The sequence below is a fragment of the Streptomyces sp. NRRL B-24572 genome (assembly GCF_002156145.1).
Taxonomy (GTDB): domain Bacteria; phylum Actinomycetota; class Actinomycetes; order Streptomycetales; family Streptomycetaceae; genus Streptomyces; species Streptomyces vietnamensis.
Map to the genome: position 1 here is coordinate 1 of NZ_MWIG01000703.1, position 2,183 is coordinate 2,183.

The following is a 2,183-nucleotide window of genomic DNA, read 5'->3' on the forward strand; positions in this document are numbered from 1 at the left end:
GCGGCGGGCCGGGCGGCGGCCCGGCGCAGCAGCTCGGCGCGGAGAAGGGCGCGTCGCTCGTCCGGGGTGGCGGCGGTGGTGCCCGTCGCGGGCGGGGCCTGGTGTGTCGTCATATCTCGCCCGCTGCGTCGCCGGCCAGTCGGCCGAGCAGCGAGTCCACCTCCTCCGGGGAGAGCGCGTCGAGGTCGGCGAGGAGCCGCTCGATGTCCGCGGGGTCGTCGAGGTCGGGCAGTCCCGGGCCGTGGCCGGGTTCCCGCTGGTCGTGTGTCGTGCCGGGCGTCGGCTGCGGTGCGAGCCCGTCGGCGATGTCGGCGGCGAGGTCCGCGGCCGTGGCGCCGCGCAGGATGCGGACGAGTCCGATCTCGACGCCGAAGTCGGCTTCGAGGGTGCGTCGCACCTCCAGGCCCATCACCGAGTCCATGCCGAGCTTGCTCAGGGGCCGCTGGGCCGGGATCCGGTCGACGGTGGTGCGCAGCGCGGCGGCGGCGACCCGGCGCACCCGCTCGGTGAGCAGGGCGGCGCGGGTGGCGGGGTCGGCGGCCGCGAGCGTGCTCGGGTCGACCTTCTCCTCCGTGTCCTGCCGCGCGGCGGGGGGTGCCTCCTCCGTCGGGCTGTCGCCGGCCGTCCGGTCGCGCCAGGCGGACCGGGCGATGCGCAGGAGGGGGCCGCCGTCCTCGGCCATGACCGTGGTCGTCGCGGTGCCGTCCCCGGTCCGGGCGATGTGCACCCAGCGGGGCTCGGCCCCGGTGTCGTACGGCTCGATGCCCCGGGCGGAGAGCGGCGCGTGGGCGCCGAGTACGGCGGCGGTGATCCGGAAGGCCACGTCGAGCGCGGAGCGCCGCCCGGGGGCGGTGCCCCGGCGCAGCCGTACGAGGACCTCGTCCCCGGCGTGCCAGGCGGTGTCGGCGGCGGTGTCGGCCACGGTGCGCGGGGTGGTGCAGCGTCCGGTCAGCTCGGCGAGGTCCGGCGGGTCGGCGTCCGCCGGGGCGGGCGTCTCGTGCCGTGCGGTGAGCAGCCGGGTCCAGCCGGATCCGGTGGTGCGGCCGTACGCGGCGACGGTGGCGGCGCCCGGGGCGACGGGCCCTGCGACGACGGACGCCTCCGCGGGCGCCAGGTCCTCGGTCGTGTCCCAGTCGACCGAGACGCTCCGCCGTTCCGGGGCCGTCGGTGCCGTCGCCCCGCCCGCCGTTTCGAGGGCGGTCATGGCGGTGGCCGTGACGCCGGCGGCGAACTGGGCGGCCCGTCCGCGCAGGGCGATACGGGGGGCCCCGGTGCCGGCCGCCGCGAGGAACCGCACCTTGCCCGCGCCGTGCGGCCGGGCCGCGCCGGTCCGGCGCAGCTCCCACACGGTCCGCAGGACGTTCTCCTGCTCGCCCTCGCCGCGCCGCAGCGTGGGCAGGACGAGGGGGTCGACGCCCCGTGCCGTGCAGCACTCGGTGAGCGAGGGCGACAGGGTCGGGTGCGCGCCGACCTCGACGAAGGTGCGGCAGCCGAGGTCGACGAGGGTGTCGACGGCCTGGACGAAGCGGACGGGGCGGCGCAGGTTGTCGGCCCAGTAGGCGTGGTCGAGGGCCGGGCCCTCGACGACCTCCCCGGTCACGGTGGAGACCAGGGCGGCGGTGGTGGCGCGCGGCCGGATGCCCGGCGCCGCCGCGGCGAACTCCTCGCGCAGGGGCTCCAGGAAGCGGCTGTGGAAGGCGATGTCGCCCGGCAGCAGCCTGCCGAACACCTCCTGCGCGGCCAGCTCGTCGACCATGGCCCGCACGGTCGCGGCCTCTCCCGCGACGAGGGTGGAGCCGGGCGCGTTCCAGGCGGCGATGTCCGCTCCGCCGCCGTGCCGGGCGATGAGCTCCTCGGCCGTCTCGGCGTCGACGCCGAGGAGCGCGGTGCGTCCGGTGCCCACGGCCCGGCGCATGAGTTCGCCGCGGCGGCGCCGGGCATCCGGCCGCGCGCCACCACCGCCGCCCTGGTCTCCACCGTGACCGGGGAGGTCGTCGAGGGCCCGGCCCTCGACCACGCCTACTGGGCCGACAACCTGCGCCGCCCCGTCCGCTTCGTCCAGGCCGTCGACACCCTCGTCGACCTCGGCTGCCGCACCTTCGTCGAGGTCGGCGCGCACCCGACCCTGTCGCCTCGCTCACCGAGTGCTGCACGGCACGGGGCGTCGACCCCCTCGTCCTGCC

Annotated in this window: 2 protein-coding genes; one reads left to right on the forward strand and one right to left on the reverse strand. The window is 78.0% G+C overall.

The window, feature by feature from the left end; genetic code table 11:
• Nucleotides 1-109: 109 nt before the first annotated feature.
• On the reverse strand, nt 110-1,903 hold the full coding sequence (locus CCN56_RS34000) for an acyltransferase domain-containing protein (protein WP_179200075.1): 1,794 nt from the start codon (nt 1,901-1,903) through the stop codon (nt 110-112).
• Between CCN56_RS34000 and CCN56_RS43605 the strand changes: the two genes are divergently transcribed.
• Nucleotides 1,835-2,183, forward strand: a 349-nt coding sequence (locus CCN56_RS43605) for an acyltransferase domain-containing protein (protein ID WP_179200076.1), incomplete at its 3' end; no start/stop codon positions are given. The genes CCN56_RS34000 and CCN56_RS43605 overlap by 69 nt on opposite strands.